At 63.3% G+C, this 18,861-nt stretch carries 18 protein-coding genes; 10 read left to right on the forward strand and 8 right to left on the reverse strand.

Annotated elements, in window-relative coordinates; all coding sequences use genetic code 11:
* Positions 1-24 precede the first annotated feature (24 nt).
* Positions 25-1,515 (forward strand): glycerol kinase GlpK, encoded by a 1,491-nt coding sequence (gene glpK / locus V6767_RS06645; RefSeq protein ID WP_448472734.1) that lies wholly within the window; start codon positions 25-27, stop codon positions 1,513-1,515.
* Positions 1,516-1,872: 357 nt separating this feature from the next.
* Here glpK and V6767_RS06650 read toward each other — a convergent pair whose 3' ends face one another.
* The 5 genes from V6767_RS06650 to V6767_RS06670 form a co-directional block, all read right to left on the reverse strand.
* On the reverse strand, positions 1,873-2,367 hold the full coding sequence (locus tag V6767_RS06650) for an N-acetyltransferase family protein (protein ID WP_448472735.1): 495 nt from the start codon (positions 2,365-2,367) through the stop codon (positions 1,873-1,875).
* 67 nt (positions 2,368-2,434) lie between these two features.
* A complete protein-coding gene (locus tag V6767_RS06655) occupies positions 2,435-2,947 on the reverse strand; it encodes a lysozyme inhibitor LprI family protein (protein ID WP_448472736.1) in 513 nt (170 codons plus the stop codon).
* A gap of 137 nt (positions 2,948-3,084) precedes the next feature.
* On the reverse strand, positions 3,085-3,405 hold the full coding sequence (locus V6767_RS06660; RefSeq protein ID WP_448472737.1) for a TraR/DksA family transcriptional regulator: 321 nt from the start codon (positions 3,403-3,405) through the stop codon (positions 3,085-3,087).
* Between the two features lie 53 nt (positions 3,406-3,458).
* Positions 3,459-3,869: a universal stress protein gene (locus tag V6767_RS06665; RefSeq protein ID WP_448430775.1), complete on the reverse strand. Its 411-nt coding sequence runs from the start codon at positions 3,867-3,869 to the stop codon at positions 3,459-3,461.
* Between the two features lie 72 nt (positions 3,870-3,941).
* Complete coding sequence (locus V6767_RS06670) at positions 3,942-4,955, reverse strand: LysR substrate-binding domain-containing protein (RefSeq protein ID WP_448472738.1); 1,014 nt, start codon at positions 4,953-4,955, stop codon at positions 3,942-3,944.
* 258 nt (positions 4,956-5,213) lie between these two features.
* Here V6767_RS06670 and ytfQ point away from each other — a divergent pair, with 258 nt between their 5' ends.
* The 8 genes from ytfQ (at position 5,214) to V6767_RS06710 (ending at position 14,767) form a co-directional block, all read left to right on the forward strand.
* Complete coding sequence (gene ytfQ / locus V6767_RS06675; RefSeq protein ID WP_448472739.1) at positions 5,214-6,164, forward strand: galactofuranose ABC transporter, galactofuranose-binding protein YtfQ; 951 nt, start codon at positions 5,214-5,216, stop codon at positions 6,162-6,164.
* Between the two features lie 141 nt (positions 6,165-6,305).
* Positions 6,306-7,817 (forward strand): sugar ABC transporter ATP-binding protein, encoded by a 1,512-nt coding sequence (locus tag V6767_RS06680; RefSeq protein WP_448472740.1) that lies wholly within the window; start codon positions 6,306-6,308, stop codon positions 7,815-7,817.
* On the forward strand, positions 7,817-8,830 hold the full coding sequence (locus V6767_RS06685; protein ID WP_448472741.1) for an ABC transporter permease: 1,014 nt from the start codon (positions 7,817-7,819) through the stop codon (positions 8,828-8,830). Before V6767_RS06680 ends, V6767_RS06685 begins: the two co-directional genes overlap by 1 nt.
* The gene (yjfF, locus tag V6767_RS06690) at positions 8,827-9,798 is read left to right on the forward strand and encodes a galactofuranose ABC transporter, permease protein YjfF (protein ID WP_018064763.1); all 972 of its coding nucleotides are present in this window, start codon (positions 8,827-8,829) and stop codon (positions 9,796-9,798) included. Before V6767_RS06685 ends, yjfF begins: the two co-directional genes overlap by 4 nt.
* Positions 9,799-9,865: 67 nt before the next feature.
* On the forward strand, positions 9,866-11,527 hold the full coding sequence (locus V6767_RS06695; RefSeq protein WP_448472742.1) for a ribulokinase: 1,662 nt from the start codon (positions 9,866-9,868) through the stop codon (positions 11,525-11,527).
* 89 nt (positions 11,528-11,616) lie between these two features.
* Entirely contained in the window at positions 11,617-13,125 is a 1,509-nt protein-coding gene (gene araA, locus V6767_RS06700) for an L-arabinose isomerase (protein ID WP_448472743.1), read from the forward strand.
* A 10-nt stretch (positions 13,126-13,135) separates the two neighbouring features.
* Positions 13,136-13,828: an L-ribulose-5-phosphate 4-epimerase AraD gene (gene araD, locus V6767_RS06705; RefSeq protein WP_448472744.1), complete on the forward strand. Its 693-nt coding sequence runs from the start codon at positions 13,136-13,138 to the stop codon at positions 13,826-13,828.
* A gap of 144 nt (positions 13,829-13,972) precedes the next feature.
* Positions 13,973-14,767: a metallophosphoesterase family protein gene (locus V6767_RS06710; protein ID WP_448472745.1), complete on the forward strand. Its 795-nt coding sequence runs from the start codon at positions 13,973-13,975 to the stop codon at positions 14,765-14,767.
* Between the two features lie 3 nt (positions 14,768-14,770).
* On the opposite strand, the gene V6767_RS06715 is transcribed toward V6767_RS06710, so the two are convergent.
* Both V6767_RS06715 and V6767_RS06720 read right to left on the reverse strand, forming a co-directional pair.
* Positions 14,771-16,081: a surface lipoprotein assembly modifier gene (locus tag V6767_RS06715; RefSeq protein WP_448472746.1), complete on the reverse strand. Its 1,311-nt coding sequence runs from the start codon at positions 16,079-16,081 to the stop codon at positions 14,771-14,773.
* A 189-nt stretch (positions 16,082-16,270) separates the two neighbouring features.
* Positions 16,271-17,065 (reverse strand): transferrin-binding protein-like solute binding protein, encoded by a 795-nt coding sequence (locus tag V6767_RS06720; protein WP_448472747.1) that lies wholly within the window; start codon positions 17,063-17,065, stop codon positions 16,271-16,273.
* A gap of 204 nt (positions 17,066-17,269) precedes the next feature.
* On the opposite strand from V6767_RS06720, the gene V6767_RS06725 reads away from it, so the two are divergent.
* Entirely contained in the window at positions 17,270-18,022 is a 753-nt protein-coding gene (locus V6767_RS06725; protein WP_448472748.1) for a SapC family protein, read from the forward strand.
* A 26-nt stretch (positions 18,023-18,048) separates the two neighbouring features.
* Here the strand turns inward: V6767_RS06725 and V6767_RS06730 are convergent, their stop codons facing one another.
* Complete coding sequence (locus tag V6767_RS06730; RefSeq protein WP_448472749.1) at positions 18,049-18,813, reverse strand: SDR family NAD(P)-dependent oxidoreductase; 765 nt, start codon at positions 18,811-18,813, stop codon at positions 18,049-18,051.
* Between the last annotated feature and the right edge of the window lie 48 nt (positions 18,814-18,861).

The raw sequence follows: 18,861 nt of genomic DNA on the forward strand, positions 1-18,861 counted from the left end.
CAACAAGACGGGGAGGAGAAACCCATGGGCCATATTCTGGCGATCGACCAGGGCACGACATCGAGCCGCGCCATCATCTTCGATGATCAGATGAAGATCGTGGCCTCCGCCCAGGAGGAATTCCCCCAGCATTATCCGGCCTCGGGCCATGTCGAGCACGATCCCGCCGACATCTGGTCGACGGTCGCCGCCACCTGCCGCGAGGCGGTCGAGCGCGCCGAGGTCGCGACCTCCGATATCGCCGCGATCGGCATCGCCAACCAGCGCGAGACCGTGATCGTCTGGGACCGCGAGACCGGGCGGCCGATCCACAACGCCATCGTCTGGCAGGACCGGCGCACCGCAGATCGATGCGCGAAACTGCGCGAGGATGGCCATGAGAAGTTCATCACAGCGGCCACGGGCCTGCTGCTCGACCCCTATTTCTCCGCCACCAAGCTTGCCTGGCTGCTCGACAATGTCGACGGCGCACGGCAGCAGGCGGAAGACGGCAAGCTCGCCTTCGGCACGGTCGACACCTATCTGATCTGGCGGCTCACCGGCGGGCGCTCCCACGTGACGGACGCCACCAACGCGGCCCGCACCATGCTCTACAATATCGAGAAGGGCGAATGGGATGCCGATATCTGCAAGCTTTTGAACATCCCGCAGGCGATCCTGCCGGAAGTGAAGGATTGCGCCGCCGATTTCGGTATGACCCGGGCCGATCTGTTCGGCCGCGAAATTCCGATCTACGGCGTTGCCGGCGACCAGCAGGCGGCAACGATCGGCCAGGCCTGCTTTCAGCCCGGCATGCTGAAATCCACCTATGGCACCGGCTGCTTCGCGCTGCTCAACACCGGCGAGCGGATGGTTGCCAGCAAAAACCGCATGCTGACAACGATCGCCTACCAGTTCGACGGTAAGCCCACCTATGCGCTGGAAGGCTCGATCTTCATCGCCGGCGCGGTGGTGCAGTGGCTGCGCGACGGGCTGAAGGTGATCCGCCATGCGCGCGAGACCGATGCGCTGGCGAAATCCGCCGATGCGAAACAGACGCTCTACATGGTGCCGGCCTTCACCGGGCTCGGCGCGCCCTATTGGGATGCCGAAAGCCGCGGCGCGATCTTCGGGTTGACCCGCAATTCCGGGCCCGCCGAATTCGCCCGCGCCGCGCTTCAGAGCGTCGGCTACCAGACCCGCGACCTCTTGGAAGCGATGCAGGATGACTGGGGCAGCGCCGACAGCGCCAATATCCTGCGCGTCGATGGCGGCATGAGCGCCAATGACTGGACCATGCAGTTCCTCTCCGACATTCTTGGCGTTCCCGTGGACCGACCCAAAGTGGTCGAAACCACCACGCTCGGTGCTGCCTGGCTCGCCGGCAGCCGCGCCGGGCTTTATCCCGACCGCGAGGAATTCTCGAAGATCTGGGCCCTCGACCGCCAGTTCACCCCGTCAATGGACGAGGCCACCCGCGAGCGCCTCTACAAGGGCTGGAAAAACGCCGTCAGCAGGACGCTGGGGGCGATCTGACTGCGTGACGCTCATCCCTTCCCTCTCCCACGTCATGCTCGGGCTTGCCCCCTGTTGGGGCAAGCGTATCGCATATGACTTTTCCGCATAGCCCCCCTATCTTCTCGCCCCGGAGGGGAGAGATGTCGCGAAAGCGACAGTGAGGGGGGAGTCTTTCCTCTCGAACGCCCTCACGATCTGATCCGCCGCGCCACCCTCACTGCCCCTGTCGGGGCATCTCTCCCGCAAGCGGGAGAGAGTATTGGGAGCAAGCTGCTACGCCATAGGCGATACCCCTGCCTGTTGGGAGGGCTCTGTGGGACAAAACGCTGAAGCCGCGGCTTGGCCAGCAGTCTCAACCTTTCCCGGCCTGATGCCCTACTCCGCAAACAGATACTGCATGGTGACGAGGTCGAGCCAGCGGTCGAACTTGGTGCCGACCTCGGGGTAGCGGCCGGTGTGGAAGAAGCCGAGCTTTTCGTGCAGCGCGATGGAGCCGGTATTGCCGGCCTCGATGGCCGCGATCATTGCATGAACGCCCGCCTTTTTCGCATAGGCGAGCAAGCCCTCCATCAGCGCCCGGCCGATGCCGCCGCCGCGCATATCGGCGCGGACATAGACGGAATGTTCCACGGTGTGGCGATAGCCGTCAAAGGCCCGCCAGTCGCCATAGCTCGCATAGCCGAGGACCGCGCCCTCGCGTTCGGCCACCAGCACCGGAAAGCCCTTGGCCCTGCGCGCGGCCAGCCAGGCCTTGCGGTTGTCGAGATCGACCACGATCTCGTTCCAGATCGCGGTCGAATTGATGACGGCGTCGTTGTAAATCTCGAGAATGGCCGGAAGATCGGCCTCCGCGGCATCGCGTATCAGCATGGGTCCTAATCATCGGTTCTTGGTATTACCCGGCTTTACAACGCCGCGCCGTCGCCGTCCATGCGGTTCAGTTCTCCTGCCACGCGGTCGCGAGATAGATATACTGCTCCGCCGTCATCTCGAGCTGGCAGTTCGAGGACAGCGTCGAGGCGATCGTGCCGCCCATACCGAGCGCATACTGAAAGGTGCAGGTCGCGTCGCGGAAGGGAATCCAGGCGCGCTGCATGTCGCGCAGGCTGTCCGCGATCTTTTCCACGATGCGCGGATCGTCCGCGTTCATCTTGTCGAACTTTTCGGCGCGCGCCATCAGTTCCTTGTAGGTCGCGTTCAGCTTCGCGTCCCAGAAGTCGGTTTCCTTGCCAGTACATTCCATCATGCCGACGGTGGTCGAGCCATAGTCCGAGGCATCGACGCATTTTGCCGTCGCAAGCCCGATACAGGCGCGCATCGCATCCGCCGTATCGGCCGCCGCGAGGCAATCCGCCGTCGGCGCGTCGGAATACTTGACCTGTTCGTCCTGAGCGAAAGCCGATCCGGCGACCATCAATGCCGCCGCCAGCCCCAATACGAACCCCTTCATGCGCACCTCCCTGCTTTTGTGTTGACCGAAAGCATAGTGCGAAGAGCGGGGAAGTGGAAACCTGTTTTTCACAAACCCCTAAGGGCCGGAGAAAACGCAGCATCGCGCGGTGTGGGGCGCGATGCTGCTTTGGCCGATCAAAGCGCGGCGGCGCATTTCTTGCAGAACGGGGTCTGCGGCAGAACCTCCAGCCGCTCTTCCGAAATCGGCTTGCCGCACTTCACGCATTTGCCATAGGTGCCGGCCTCGATGCGTTGCAGGGCGGCGTCCAGCGCCTTCAACTCGTCCGAGCCGACATGGCCGAATTCCTCCAGCACTTCGTCGTTTTCGGCTTCGGTCGCCCGGTCCGCGCTGTCGGGATTGCGGGTGCGGCCGAGATCGTCGTCGATCCGGTGCAGCCGTTTCAGGATTTCGGCCTGGCGCGTTTCCAGCACGGCCTTGTAATGTGCAACGTCCATGATTGTTCTCCTCGGCTGTCCAGCCTTACGGCCGGACGCCCTCATTGATATGATTATCTGCGCACCAGCACCGAGCAGACGGCATGGCGCACGACCCTGTCGGCGGTCGATCCCAACAGATAGTTCGAGAAATCGGGCCGATGCGAGGCGATGATGATCAGGTCCGCGCCCTGCTCCTTGGCGCAGGCAAGAATTTCGCGCGCCGGCGGGCCGCTGCGCAATTCGATCTCAGCATCAATGCCGGTGTCGTCGCGCAGCTTCACGAGCTTGTCCTGCGCCTCGTCGGTGGCGTTTTCGATGAGATCGGCCGGCACGTCGATCGCGAGGTAAGAGGGCACTTCCTCCACCACGTGGAGGAGAATGATCTTCCCGCCTTCGTCCAGAAGGCTGGCGGCTTTCCTGAAGATATCGGCGCCCTTGTCGAGGGTCGAAATATCGACAGGAACGATGATCTTCGTAAACATGGCTATTTGCTCCCTTGTGCAGGATTAATGCCCTCAATCTGCCCCTCTCACAGGAGCGCGCATTGACTAAGATCAATTCTGCGGGCGCCGCGCGCCGCTTTCGGGAAACTGGTCGGGATGGAGCGCGATCTCGCGTTCGATCAATGCCAGCACGCGCTTGACCGGCGGCGGCTGCAGCGCCGAAACGCGCTGGATGATCGAGTAGGCGCTGACATCGATGCCCTCGCGCACGGGCAGCTGGCAGATCGCCGCGCCGAGCTTGCCGCCGGTATGAAAGAAGTCCGCCACCGGGCGCGCAACCGGCGTCACCGCGTCTGTCTCCGCGATCATGGCGAGCGAGAGCAGCGGTGAGGTGGTGACCAGGACATGGCGGGGAAGCTGGAAGCCGTTGGCCATCAGATGCGCCTCGACCGAGCGACGCAGCGGCGTGCCGACCGGCTGCATCACCCAGTCATAGTCCAGGCACTCGCCGATCGAGATCGACTCCCGGCCGGCGAGCGGATGGTGCACGCCCGCGATCATGGTCACCGGCTCGACGCCGAGCGGCCGCATGGTCACGGATTTCGCGTCCATATCCTCCGGCAGGCGACCGATGTAGAAATCGACATCGTGGGAAAACAGCGCCTCCGCGAGCTTGTCCGAGGTATCGACCTGCACCGAAACCTCGATCTCGGGAAAATCTCTCCTGAGCTGCCGGATCACCGGCATGATCAGTTGCAGCGAGGGGCCGGTCACCGCGCCCATGCGCACCAGCCCGCGCGCGCCCTCGACGATCTGCGCGATCTCGCGATGGGCGTAATCGAGCTGGTTGAGGATCACCAGCGCCTGCTCGGCCATCGCCTGGCCCGCCTCGGTCAGTTCGACGCCGCGGCCGTGGCGTTCATAGAGCTTGGCGCCGACCGTGTGCTCCAGTTCCGAGAGCAGCCGCGAGGCCGCCGACTGGGTCATGCCGAGCTGGGCGGCGGCCGATGATATCTGGCCCTTGCGGTCGAGCAGAGCGATCAGCCGCATCTGCGAAAACCGCAGTCCGCGCCGGATGAATTCGTCCTGTCCGCTGTAGCGCTCGCCGTCTGACGTCATATCCATACCATTTCTGCTATATCAGAAACACGATTATTCATTTGTCCCTATAGCGGTAAATTGCAACACTCCCCTCATCGCAAGGACATTTTTTGCGGGAAGCCGGGCCGGGAAACCTGCCGGTTGCCGCAAGACGAACGGTCGTGGCGGGAGGACATGCCCCGACCGTGCGGAATGTCTCGGCGTATTGCCGGGTGGCTCATAAGCGCCGCCCGCATCTGCGGCAAAGCCTTGCCGCGTTCTGTTAACGGGAGGACATAACAGATGAAGTCTCTATTGCTTACAACCGTCGCCGCCATCACCATGACGGCAGCCGCCGCCTCGGCCCAGACCGTCGGCTTTTCGCAGATCGGCTCCGAATCGGGCTGGCGCGCGGCTGAAACCACGCTCACCAAGCAGCAGGCCGAAGAGCGCGGCATCGACCTGAAATTCTCCGATGCCCAGCAGAAGCAGGAAAACCAGATCGCCGCCATCCGCGCCTTCGTGGCCCAGGGCGTTGACGCCATCCTGCTCGCCCCGGTCGTCGCCACCGGCTGGGACAGCGCGCTGGAAGAAGCCAAGGATGCCGAGATTCCGGTCGTCCTGCTCGACCGCCAGGTCGACAGCTCCGACGATCTCTATCTGACGGCGGTCGGCTCCAACCTCGTGCATGAGGGCGAAGTGGCCGGCGGCTGGCTGGTCGACACGGTTGGCGACAAGGATTGCCGCGTCGTGGAACTTCAGGGCACGACCGGCTCCTCGCCGGCGATCGACCGCGCCACCGGCTTCCGCAATGCCATCGATGGCCATTCCAACATCGAGATCGTCCGCAGCCAGACCGGCGACTTCACCCGTTCGCAGGGCAAGGAAGTCATGGAAAGCTTCCTGCAGGCCGAAAACGGCGGCGCCGACATCTGCGCGCTCTATGCGCACAACGATGATATGGCCGTCGGCGCCATCCAGGCGATCAAGGAAGCCGGCCTGAAGCCCGGTTCCGATATCCTGATCGTCGCGATCGACGCGGTTCCGGACTATTTCCAGGCCATGGCCGCCGGCGAGGCGAACGCCACGGTGGAACTGACGCCGAACATGGCGGGCCCCGCCTTCGACGCTCTGGAAGCCTACTGGGCCGACGGCACCACGCCGCCGAAATTCATCCAGACGGAATCGAAGCTCTACACCCAGGCTGACGATCCTGCGGGTGAGGCAGAGCGCCGCAAGAGCCTCGGCTACTAAGCCATCCTCCCGGGTGCGGCCGGGGTCATCGGGGTCCCGGCCGCCTCGGCACGCCTGAAGCATAGTTCGGTCGGGCGCCTCGCCCGCCGGAAATGCTTACAAGACAAAAGGCGCCGCGCGATCGATCCAGGGTGCTCGAAAATGCTTCTGACAATTCAAAACCTCACCAAGAGCTTCGTCGGCATGAAGGCGCTCGACGATGTCGGCTTCGAGCTTGCCGCCGGCGAAGTGCATGCCCTGCTCGGCGAAAACGGCGCCGGCAAATCCACGCTGATCAAATGCCTGACCGGCGCCTATAGCCGCGACGAAGGCACGATTACCCTGGAAGGCCAGACCATTTCCCCGCGTTCCACGCTGGAGGCACAGGACCTCGGCATCGGCACGGTCTATCAGGAGGTGAACCTGCTTGCGAACCTCACGGTCGCGCAGAACCTCACCTTCGGCCGCGAACCACGCCGCTTCGGTATCATCGACGGCGGAGCAATGCGCCGCGAGGCCGAAGCGATGATCGCCGGCTACGGGCTCGACATCGACGTCAACCGCGATCTCGGCAGCTATTCGGTCGCCGTCCAGCAGATCGTCGCCATCGCCCGCGCGGTGGCGCTTTCCGGCAAGGTGCTGATCCTCGACGAGCCGACCGCAAGCCTCGACGCCCGCGAGGTCGAGATGCTTTTCGACGTGGTGCGCAAGCTGCGCGATCAGGGTCTCGGCATCATCTTCGTTTCCCACTTCCTGGATCAGGTCTTCGCGCTCACAGACCGCGTGACGGTGCTGCGCAATGGCTGCAAGATCGCCACCGAAAAGACCGCCGAGCTCGACCGGGTGCGGCTGATTTCCCATATGCTCGGCCGCGAACTGGACGAGAGCGAAGCCGACGCCCAGCGCCGCGGCACCGAAGGCCGGGTCGGCAGCGAACCGCTGATCAAGGTCCGCGAGTTCGGCAAGCGCAATTTCATCGAACCCTTCGATCTCGACATCCATCGCGGCGAGGTGGTCGGGCTGGCCGGGCTGCTCGGTTCCGGCCGCACCGAAACCGCGGAACTGATCTTCGGCGTGCGCAGCGCCCAGTCCGGTTCGATTTCCGACGACAACGGCAAGATTTCGATCGCCAATCCGCGCGACGCGATCGCGGCCGGCTTCGGCTTTGCGCCGGAGGATCGCAAGACCGACGGCATCATCGCCGATCTTTCGGTGCGCGAGAATATCGCGCTGGCGCTGCAAGCGCGGCGCGGCTGGGCCCGCCCGATCAGCCGCGCGGAGCAGGACAGGCTGGCCGCAGACTATATCAAGAAGCTCGATATCCGCACCTCCAGCGCTGAAAAGCCGATCGGCGAACTCTCCGGCGGCAACCAGCAGAAGGTGGTGCTTGCCCGCTGGCTGGCGATGAACCCGCGCTTCCTGATCCTCGACGAGCCGACGCGCGGCATCGATGTCGGGGCGCACGCGGAAATCCTGCACCTGATCCAGACCATTACCGAGGAGGGCATGGCGATCCTGATCATCTCATCCGAGCTTGACGAACTGATCGCGGTTTCCGACCGCGTGATCGTCGTGCGCGACCGCCGCCATGTGGCCGAACTGACCGGCGCGGAGATCGCCACCGACAACATCGTCAAGACGATCGCCTCCTCCAAGAAGACGGAGGCCGTGTAATGCCCGCCGGACTGAAACGCGTCGTCCCGCAACTGATCACGCTCGCGGTTCTGGTGGCCCTCGTCAGCCTGTTTTTCCCGAGTTTCCTGCAGGTCGAGTATTCGTCCGGCCGCTTCGTCGGGCCGGTGATCGACGTTCTGAAGCGCGGCGCGCCGGTTGCGCTGCTCGCGATCGGCATGACGCTGGTGGTCGCCACCCGCGGCATCGACCTTTCGGTCGGCACGGTGATCGCGATTACCGGCGCGATGGCCGCCGCCACGATCGGCGCGGGCTACGGCCTTGTGGCAGCCATTGCCATGGCCGTTATCGCCGGGCTAGCGGCGGGCCTGTTCAACGGCGTGCTGGTCGCCTTCATCGGCATACAGCCGATCGTCGCCACGCTGATCCTGATGATCTCCGGGCGCGGCATCGCCCAGCTCATCACCGAGGGGCGGATTCTCACCTTCAACCTGCCGGGCTTTGCCTTTCTCGGCTCCGGTTCCTTGCTCGGCATTCCGGTGCCCGTGTGGATCTGGGTGCTGACGGCGGCGCTTGCGATCCTGCTGGTGCGGCGCACCGCGCTCGGGCTTCTGATCGAGGCGATCGGCGTCAACCGGCGGGCAAGCGCGCTGGCCGGCATCAATGCCCGCGTCCTGCTGATCGCGGTCTACATGGCCTCCGGCTTCTGCGCGGCGCTTGCCGGCATCATCATCACCGCCGATATCCGCGGCGCCGACGCCAACAATGCCGGGCTCTGGCTCGAGCTTGACGCGGTGCTCGCGACGGTCGTCGGCGGCAACTCGCTGATGGGCGGACGGTTTTCGATCTCGGCGGCGGTGATCGGCGCGATGATCATCCAGACCATCGACACCGGCATTCTGCTCGCGGGCTTCCCCTCGGAATACAATCTGGTGATCAAGGCGGTGCTGGTGATCTTCATCCTGGTTCTGCAATCGCCCAACATTACCGGCGACCTGAAATATCTGCGGCAGAAACTGCTTGCCCGCAAAACCGCACAGGAGGCGGGAGAATGAGAAATCCGCGCCTCTATCCGCTCTACGCGACGATCGCGATCTTCATCGTCGCCTATGCGATCTGCTACATCCAGTTCCCGTTCATGCTGTCGACGCGGGTGGTGGGCAATTTGCTCACGGACAATGCCTATCTCGGCATCGTCGCCGTCGGCATGACGGTGGTGATCCTGTCGGGCGGCATCGATCTTTCGGTCGGCTCGGTGATCGCGTTTTCGGGCGTGTTCATCTCGGTTCTGCTGCGAGATACCGGGCTTCATCCGCTCGTCGTGTTCGCGCTGCTTCTCGCCATTACCACGGCCTTCGGCGCGGCGATGGGCTGGCTGATCTACACGCTCGGCATGCCGGCCTTCATCGTCACGCTGGCCGGCATGTTCCTGGCGCGCGGCGTCGCCTATATGCTGACCATCGATTCCGTGCCGATCGACAATGAATTCTTCAACATGCTGCAGAAGACCTACTGGGTGATGCCCGGCAAGGGCCGGCTGACGCTGATCGGCATCGTCATGCTGCTGTCCTTTGTCGCCGGCCATCTGGTCGCCCACAAGACAAGGTTCGGCGCCAATGTGTTCGCGCTTGGCGGCGGCGAACAGACCGCGCGGCTGATGGGCTCGCGGATCGGGCACACCACGGTGTCGATCTATGCCTTTTCCGGCTTCATGGCGGGGCTCTCGGGCATCGTGTTCGCGATCTACACCGGCTCCGGCTATCCGCTCGCAACCGTCGGCACGGAGCTGACCGCGATTGCGACAGTGGTCATCGGCGGCACGCTTCTGACGGGCGGGGCGGGCTATGTGTTCGGCACGCTGTTCGGCGTGCTGACCATGGGCCTGATCCAGACCTACATCGTCTTCGACGGGACGTTGTCGAGCTGGTGGACCAAGATCGCCATCGGTATTCTTCTGCTCCTGTTCATCCTGCTGCAGAAAGGCTTGCTGCGCTTGACCACGGAGCGGGCAACAGCACAATGAAAACAACAGCACAGTCTCCGGCCTGCCGGGGACCCGCGAATAAGTGAATGGTTTAGGCGAGGCACCCATGTTCTCCATAGGTATCGATTACGGCACAAACTCGGTGCGCGCTCTGGTCGTCGGTTGCGATGACGGGTTTGAATACGGCACCCATGTCTTCGATTATCCAAGCGGCGATCAGGGCGTAATGCTCGACGCCGATGATCCGCTGCTGGCGCGCCAGAGCCCCGCCGATTATCTGCAGGGGCTGGAAGCGAGCGTTCGCGGCGCGCTGGAACAGGCGGCCCGGCATGAAAAGTTCGATGCCGCGAAGGTGATCGGAATCGGCGTGGACACCACCGGCTCCAGCCCGCTGCCGGTGAACGCCGAGAACGGCGCGCTGGCGATGGACCCGGAATTTGCCGACAATCTCAACGCCCATTGCTGGCTGTGGAAGGATCATACGAGCTGGCGCGAGGCGGAGAAGATCACCGCGCTCGGCAAGGCGGAACGGCCACATTATCTCGCCATGGTCGGCGATACCTATTCATCGGAATGGTGGTGGTCGAAGATCTGGCACTGCCTGAATGTCGATCGCGCCGTGTTCGATGCGGCCGCCTCCTGGGTCGAGCTTGCCGACTGGATCCCCTCCGTGCTGGCCGGGGTAAAAGCCCCCGCCGATATCAAGCGCGGCGTCTGCGCGGCCGGTCACAAGGGGCTTTACAATCCCAAATGGGGCGGCCTGCCGGACAAGGAATTCCTGGGCATGCTGGACCCCGCGATCGCCGACCTGCGCGACCGGCTTTACGATACCGCGCAGGACATCTCGGTGCCCGCCGGCACGCTATGCGCCGAATGGGCCGAGAAGCTCGGCCTGCCGGAAGGCATCGCGATCGCCACCGGCGCCTTCGACAACCATCTCGGCTCGATCGGCTGCGGCATCGAGGAAGGCATGCTGGTCAAGGTCATCGGCACCTCCACCTGCGACTGCGCGATCGTCGATCTGTCGAAATCGGACACAATCCCCGGGCTTTGCGGCATTGTCGAGGGCTCGATCCTGCCGGGCTTTTTCGGTATCGAGGCGGGGCAGTCCGCCGTCGGCGACATCTTCAAATGGTGGGTCGAACGTGTCTGCCAGGGCGGCCAGGCGCTGCATGAGGAGCTTTCGCGCGAGGCGGCGGGCATGAAGGCCGGGCAGAGCGGGCTTCTGGCGCTCGACTGGAACAATGGCAACCGCACCATTCTGGTCGACCAGCGCCTCACGGGCCTGATCCTTGGCCAGACGCTCTATTCGACCCGCGCCGAGATCTACCGCGCGCTGGTGGAGGCCACAGCCTTCGGCGCGCGCGCCATCGTCGAGCGCATGACCGATTACGGCGTGCCGATCGACAAGGTGGTCTGCGCCGGGGGCATCGCCGAGAAGAACCCGATGCTGATGCAGACCTATGCCGACGTCATGAACCGGACGATGCTTGTGACCCGTTCGGCCCAGACCTGCGCGCTGGGTGCGGCCGTGGCCGCCGCCTCCGTCGCCGGCGCCCATGGGAATATCAAGGCGACCACGCGGGCGATGACCGGGCTGAAGGACATCCGCTACGACCCGATACCCGAAAACGTCGCGGTTTATGAGGAGCTCTATGGTCTCTACCTGACCCTGCATGACGGTTTCGGCGGGATTACCCGCGATTCCGACCTGTCGAAGGTCATGAAGGACCTGATCGAGATCCGCGACAGGGTTCGCGCCGCATAACAGGGCGCGAAACCGCCACACACTTGCTTCACGCGCGTCAGGACGGAAAACGACAATCCTCCGACGCGCTCACATTCCGGAGGATAAACATGATCGGCCTCAAACCACTGAAAATCTGGTTCGTCTGCGGCTCGCAGCATCTCTATGGCCCCGAAACGCTCGCCCAGGTCGACGCGCAATTCACCGAGATCGCCACCGCGCTGTCGACGGATGGCAATCTGCCGCTCGAAATCGTGCCGCAGCCCGTGGTCAAGAGCCCGGCGGAGGCGACCGAACTGGCGGTGCGCGCCAATTCCGATCCCGAATGCGGCGGCCTGATCCTGTGGATGCACACCTTCTCGCCGTCGAAGATGTGGATCCGCGGGCTCAACCTGCTCAACAAACCTTTCCTGCACTTCCACACCCAATATGCCCGCGACCTGCCGTGGGATACGATCGACATGGACTACATGAACCTGAACCAGGCCGCCCATGGCGACCGCGAGGCGGGCTTCATCCACACCCGCATGCGGCTCGGCCGCAAGGTGGTCGCGGGCCACTGGAGCGACCCGGAAGTGCACGCCCGCATCGACGCCTGGATGCGCGCCGCCCGCGCCTGGGACGACTGGCAGGGCGGCCGGTTCTGCCGCTTCGGCGACAATATGCGCGAGGTTGCCGTCACCGAAGGCGACAAGGTCGCAGCCGAAATGAAGCTCGGCTTCTCGGTCAACGGTTACGGCATCATGGATCTCGTCGACGTGATGAACACGCTCTCCGACAGCGATGTCGCCGATCTCGCGGCAAGTTATGAGAACGAATACAATGTCGCTGACGTTCTGAAAAAGGGCGGTGATCGCCATGACAGCCTGCTGAACGCCGCGCGCCAGGAACTCGGCCTCAAGACCTTCCTCGAGGCCGGTGGCTTCAAGGGCTTTACCGACACGTTCGAGGACCTGCACGGCATGGAAACCCTGCCGGGCATGGCGACCCAGCGGGTGATGGCGGCCGGTTACGGCTTTGCCGGCGAGGGCGACTGGAAGACGGTGGCGCTGGTGCGCGCGCTGAAGGTGATGGGCCACGGCATGAGCGGGTCGACCTCGTTCATGGAGGACTATACCTACCACATGGCCCCCGGCCACGAGCAGGTGCTCGGCTCCCACATGCTGGAAATCTGCCCGTCGATCGCCGACGGCAAGCCGGCGATCGAAATCCATCCGCTCGGCATCGGCGGCAAGGCCGATCCGGTGCGCATGGTGTTCAACGCGAAGCTCGGTCCGGCGCTCAACGCCAGCCTGATGGATATGGGCAACCGCTTCCGCCTGTTGGTCAACGAGGTGACCTCGGTCGAGCACCCCGACCTGCCGAAACTGCCGGTCGCGCGCGCCGTGTGGGAATGCAAGCCGGACTTCAAGACCGCGCTTTCCGCCTGGATTCTCGCCGGCGGCGCCCACCACACCGCCTATTCCAACGATGTGACCACCGAAATGCTGGAGGATTTCGCCACCATGGCCGGCATCGAGCTTGCCGTCATCAATGACGACACCCGCCTCGACCGGTTCAAGCAGGATCTCAGAAACAACGAGATCTACTGGCATCTCGGCCTCGGCATCAAGGCTTGAGGAGAAAGCCATGTACAAGGAAATCCGGCGCGAGGCCTATGAGGCCAATATCGCGCTTCCGAAACAGGGGCTGATCAACCTCACCTTCGGCAATGCCAGCGCGGTGGACCGCGACAGGGCCGTGTTCGCAATCAAGCCAAGCGGGGTCGATTATGCCGATCTCGCGCCCGAGAACATGGTGATCGTGGATTTCGAGGGGAAGATCGTGGAGGGCAATATGCGCCCCTCCTCCGATACGCCTACGCACCGCCGTCTGTTTCTGGCCTTCGAGGAGATCGGCGGCGTGGTCCATACCCATTCCACCCGCGCCACCGCCTTCGCCCAGGCCGGCCGCGCCATCCCCAATTTCGGCACCACCCATGCGGATTATTTCTATGGCGAGATACCGGTGACCCGGAAGATGACGCCGGAGGAGATCGCATCCGCCTATGAGTGGGAAACCGGCAATGTCATCATCGAGCGGTTCAAGAACCTCGATCCGCTCGATTTTCCGGCCGTGCTCGTCAACCGCCACGCGCCGTTCACCTGGGGCAAGACCGTCGCCAAGGCCGTCGAGGTCGCCGTCGCGGTGGAATGCATCGCAGATATGGCGCTGATGTCGCTTCAGCTTGAGCCGGGCCTGAAGCCGATCGAACAGGAACTGCTCGACAAGCACTTCCTGCGCAAGCACGGCGCGACCGCCTATTACGGGCAGCCGGAATAGCCATAGCAAACCCGGCGCGGCGTCGGCGCGGCCGGACCTGAAACGGGTTTCTTGCGCGGCGGCCCCGCTCTCTGTTAGCGTGAGTGCATATTCGCGGCTCGCCCGCGACCACGCCGTCTGGCCTTGGCAGGAGACGTCCCGACCATGAAATCACTGCGACGCCTCTTCACCCGCCCTGCCCCCGAAAACCGGGCGGAACCCGCGCGGCCGTTTCGCGGCGGCCTGCCGACGCCGGACGAGGGCTTCGCCGCGATCGGCGATATTCACGGTTGCGCCGATGCGCTCGCGGCGCTGTGGGACAAGATCGCCGCCGCCGCGCCCGGTATGAAGATCATCCATGTCGGCGATTATATCGACCGCGGCGAGAATTCCGCCGGCGTGTTGCGGATGCTCCACCAGCGCCAGACCCGCGACGGCGATATCCTCTGTCTCAAGGGCAATCACGAGGAAATGCTTCTCGACTTTCTGCGTGCGCCGGAAGAAAAGGCCGAGCGCTGGCTGCGCAATGGCGGGCTGCAGACGCTTGAGAGCTTCAAGGAAATTTCCCTCGGCAATGCGCTGACGGACCGCAATTTTCCCGTGGTTCGAGATGCCCTGCTCCAACAGCTCGGCGACATGGCCGGCTTTCTGGAGGAAATGCCCCGGCTCTGGAAAAGCGGCAATGTCGCCGTGGTCCACGCCGGCGCCGACCCGCGCAAGCCGCTGGAGAGCCAGCGCCCCGCCAACCTGACCTGGGGACATCCGGCGTTCGGGCAACTGCCACGCGAGGACGGCACATGGATCGTCCACGGCCATACCGTGGTCGACCGTCCAATCATAGCGAACGGCGTGATCTCGATCGATACCGGCGCCTATGCCAAGGGTCGGCTGACCGCCGCCATCATCCGGCCGGGGCGCGAGGTCGAGTTCCTGCAGGCCGCTACACAGCGGTCGGGTTGAGCCCTAAAACTGCTTGGTCACGAACAGCGAGACCGTGCTCTTGTTGTAATCATAGAGCTCGACATTCGAGAAGTTCTGCGAATAGGCGTATTCCAGCCGCGGCGCGAAGCCCTTCATCGCCAGCGTGCGGAAGGTCGCGCCGACTTCGATATCGATGCGCCGGTCGAGACGCGGCTCGGTCATCAGCGGAAAGACGCCGACATAATCGCGAAGCGTACCCGAAACCGCGATATCGGTGAGGATGCCGCCCGACCATTCGCGCGCATATTTGGCGTTCAGATTGTAGCCATCATAAGAATTGATGTCGTTTTCGGCATGGACATAATTATAGCCGCCGCCGACGCGAATGCTGCTCGCCGCCGTCAGCGCATAGCGGTGGTTGAGGCTGAAGCCGACCTGATAGCCGTCAAAGGCATCGACCTCATCATAATCCAGCCACTGATAGGAAACACTGGCCGAGGTGACGCCGAAAGCCCCGAACGACCGGCGCACGGAAAACACCGGACCATAGCCCACGCGATAAGGCTCATTGCCCAAGAGCACCCGCTCCGCCGCGATGCCGCCGCTGAATATCCAGGGGTCCATGCGCCAGGAAAGCTGCGAGAAGCCGCCGAACTGAGTCTGGTTATAGACGGTTTCCTTATAGGCAAGGCCGGTGACCGAGCCGCCAAAGGTCAACGAGAGATCGTCAACCAGTTCGAACGTATAGGTGCCGTTCACGCCATAGTTCAGCCCGACGCCGCTTTCGGCCTTTTCGCCGGGCACAAGCGGAATGCCGCCGATATGAACGAGGTCCTCATCGGTCGAATTCGAGATGTTGGTGCTGGGGGCAATCGCCACATAGCCGCCGAGCGTCCATGGCCGATCGAGGTTCACGCGGTCGATGAAATCCTCGTAGAAGGAGCGCAGCGATTCGCTCGGCGCATTGTCGGCGAGAATCGAGAAATGGTAGATCGCGGCCTTCTTCTCGCCCATCAGGGAAAGCGTATGGGCAAGCTCCTGACGCACCCGCGACAGGTTCGGCTTTTCCGCGAGGATCGCGCGCATGATCCCCGCTGCCTGTTTCAGCTTGCCCTGGCGCTTCAGGATCAGCGCATAGGTAAACTTCTGCGACAGGGCGGACATTTCCGGATCCCGGGTCAGATGCGCCGAGAGCGCCATCGCCTGGTCATACTGGCCAGACTCGATCAGCATCTTGATCTCGGGAAACGGGTTGTCGGCCAACGCCGCGCCGCCCGAAAGGCCGATGACCAGCGCCACGGCGGCCGAAGCCGCCATGCGTTTCAGGCGGAGAATGAGACGTGCGAACTGCATTCGATGACCGCGAACTCTGTACCGCTGCGTTTCGCGACCGGATAGGTTTGCCCGAGGTCTGCGAAAAGGCTTGAATTACATGCTTAGAACGGACCCGCACACTTGCGGAAGGCGACCGCTCCATTGACCGGGATATCTCCCGATGAATGACCGCGGGCCGAAAGCGACCCGCGATCACCATGGCGACGGTCAGTTCCGGTCGGCGACGAAGGCGCCGACGGCGCCTGCGCCATCCAGCGACCCCTGGCCGTTCAGCTTATAGGTCCCCGCCATGCCGGCAGCGCCAGCGCCGTAGAAACCGCCCTCGACGGCGGAAGCCCCCTGGTTGATGACGCCGTAATCATTGCCGATCGCGATCGAATTGGCGTTCGAATTGAACTCGGCCCCGGAAATGGTGGCATCGAAGGTGATATCGCCGAGATCGCTTTGCATCGCGCCGGCAAGCTGACCGGCGCCGAAATCGACATTGGCCTGGAAGCCGCCCTCGATATAATCGAGATACTGGCCAGGGATCGTCGCCCCGCCCAGATGGCTGCCGGTATAGGTCGCAAAGCCCGAGAGCGGCATGTCGGATTCGGCCGTCATGTCGTTGCTCGAGCGGAGCGCCATCAGGGTTAGCTCTTCGTCGTTGTCATTAACGTCGATCAGGGCCACCACCGGACCATCCTTGACGTTCGGATTGTCGAAATAGCCGAGCTGCAGATAGGCATCGGCATCGTCGGAATAATAAACGCCGTCGCCATCGTAATAAAATGTTGTGGTTTCCCCGGAATAGGGCCCCTCATTGATCTGAACGGTCACGCTGTCATCGTCGTTGACACGAATGCCGGCCTCCGCCGTCCCCGACCCGTCGATCCGGCCCGTGTCCCAGTTCACGTCCCCGTAATAGCCAAGCGCGTTGGTCGCGATGCCGTCATTGCCATTGTTGCCGCAGCCAGCCGCAAGCGCGGCCGCGCCCAGCACGACACATGTCAGATATTTCATTGTCCCTCTCCAGTCACTCGTCAGATTAACAAGTAGTTAACTTTCTCAATCTCCGCTTGTAATGTCAACCAGAGGTAAAAGAAATTATAGCCTGCAACTCAGGCAAGACGAATCGAGAAGAGATCAGCGATTGTTCCGTTCCGGCAACCCATGTAAGAGAGCGGTACGTCATACCGGACAGGGCCGAGAGGAGACCATAATTCAATGACCACCCAAACCCAGTTGCCGCTTTTCTACAGGAAGCCGCAGGTGCTGCGCTTCGAGGACCACAAGGCGATGGGGCTTGTCGGCAGCCAGGATTTTTCCTTCACGGCCGAGGCCACGGCAATCCCGCTTTCGGTCAGCGAATTCATGCCCTCGATCCGGCATTATCCGATCGTGTTCGTCGGCGGAAAAGAGCCCTCTCCGGTAGCGATCGTCGGGCTGAAGCAGGGTCGCAACCTGATGCTCGAGGAAGACGGCGCCTGGGCGGCGCACACCTACATTCCGGCCTATATCCGCCGCTATCCCTTCATTCTGGTGCAGTCGCCGGACCAGGATACCCGCTACCTTGCCTATGACAGCGAGAGCGGCCGGATCAGGCCGCTTGCCGATGCGCCGGATGCCGCGCCGATCTTCAACGAGGATGGCACCGCCAGCAAGGCGGTCGAGCCGATGCTGCATCTGTGCGAGGCCTATCACCAGCACCGCGCGCAGGACACCGCCTTCCTGAAGGCGATTTCCGAGGCGGATATCCTCGTCGCCCGCCATGTCGACATGGATTTCCCGGACAAGTCGCGCTACCGCCTCGACGGCTTCAGCGTCATCGATATCGAGCGCTACCGCGCGCTGCCGGCAAGAACCCTGAAGCAATGGACGGAAAAGGGCTGGACGGACGCCATTGCGCTCCACCTCGCCTCGGCCCAGAACTGGGGCCTCCTGATGGAACGCAACCAGCGCTTCGTCAAAAGCGCCTGATCGGCCAACCGGCAGCTGGCCGCCGGTCAGGGCATATATTGCCCGCCATTGATGTCGATGATCTGGCCGGTGATAAAGCCGGCCATGGTCGGCGAGGCCAGGAACACGAAGCTCCAGGCGCAATCCTCCGCCGTACCGAGGCGGCCGAGCGGGATCGCGTTCAGCGCCGCGTTCATGGCCGCATGCGGCGTCTCGTCGTGAAACGGCGTCTCGATGACGCCCGGCGCAAGCGCGTTGACGCGGATACCGTCGCCGGCGAGCTCCTTGGCAAGGCTGCGCGTCAGAGAATGGACGGCTGCCTTGGCCGCGGCATAAACGCCCGATCCCTTGTTGCCGCCATGGCGCGCGGCGATGGAGCCGAGATTGATGATCGAGGCGCGATCGCTTTCCCTGAGCAAGGGTGCGGCGTGGCGCACCATTCTGAGGATCGACCGGGTATTGAGATCGAAGACCTGCTCATAGACCCCCTCGTCGAAATCGGAGACCGCGACCCGGCCGATCGCACCGGCATTGTTGACAAGGCAATCGAGCCCGCCCATCAGCTCCGCCGCTTCCTTCACGATCCGCTCGGTATCCGGCGCCCGCGAAACATCGCCGCCGACCACATGGGCCTTGCCGCCAGCCGCTCTCAGCTCCGCCGCCAGCGTTTCGGCGGCTTCCTTGCCGCTGTAATAGTGCAGGCACACCTCGGCCCCGGAGCGAGAAAAGGCGACTGCGGCCGCAGCGCCAATGCCGGAGCTTGCGCCCGTTATCAGAACCTTCATTCCAACGAGATCGTCGACAGGTATCATGGGATCGCCCTTTCAATCGAGAGTGCGGGTTTTATAGACCGGAAGCCG

The sequence above is a fragment of the Martelella sp. FLE1502 genome, from assembly GCF_053484255.1.